This window comes from Bartonella vinsonii subsp. berkhoffii ATCC 51672, from assembly GCF_902825225.1.
Lineage (GTDB): Bacteria > Pseudomonadota > Alphaproteobacteria > Rhizobiales > Rhizobiaceae > Bartonella > Bartonella berkhoffii.
The window spans coordinates 1-763 of record NZ_CADEAK010000081.1; the positions used below are offsets into that span (position 1 = coordinate 1).

A 763-nucleotide genomic window follows, 5' to 3' on the forward strand; every position below is an offset into this window, starting at 1 on the left:
TTTCCAAATCACCCACAACCACTCCAAAAGATATTTTCAAAAACCATCCCCCCCCCCCCCCAAAGAAAAACAAACATATAATTCCCCCAAACCAACCCAATTTCTGGTTTTTCAATTCTTAAAAAAAACCCAAACCCCTCCTCCCACAATTGGCATTTTTTTTGTAAATGCTTACCGTTTTTTTTTCTGTTGTATTTTATTTTTTATATTCGGTTTTTTCAATCAATTTTGATTCTTTTGAAAATTAAAGTGGCGGCAAAAGAAACCATTATTTTGTTTTTTCTTCTTGTGCAAAAGCTTAAAAGGCTTTTTTCTCCCCCCCCTTTCCTTTCTTGTATCGGATTTTTGCTCCTTTCCCTTTTTTCTCCCTTTCCCCTCTTCCTTTCCCTTTTTCTTCTTCCCCCTCTCCCCCTTCCCTTTCCCCCCTTCTCCCCTTCCCGCTTTTTTCCTTTCTCCCCTTTCTTCTTATCCTTCTTTCTCCCTTTCCCATCCTTTCCTTTTTTCTTCCCTCCCTCCTTGTTTCCTTTCCTCCCCCCCTTTTTTTCCCCCTCCCCCCTTTTCTTCTTTCCTTTCCCCTTTCTTCCCCCCCCCTCCTCCTTTTCCTTTTTCTCCCTTTCTTTTCTCCCTTCCTTTCTTCCCCCTCTTTCTCCTGCTGTCCCCTCTGCCCTTTCTCCGCACAAACAACAGGATTTTTGGTTGTAATCTTTGTCATATGATTAACTCCTATAGACCCCCTGAACCCCCTCCTTCCCCTTCCCTTCCA

General features: G+C 42.7%; 1 protein-coding gene. It reads right to left on the reverse strand.

The window, feature by feature from the left end; all coding sequences use genetic code 11:
- Nucleotides 1-298: 298 nt before the first annotated feature.
- A partial coding sequence (locus J7R10_RS08335) for a hypothetical protein (protein WP_208436448.1) occupies nucleotides 299-763 on the reverse strand: 465 nt, incomplete at its 5' end.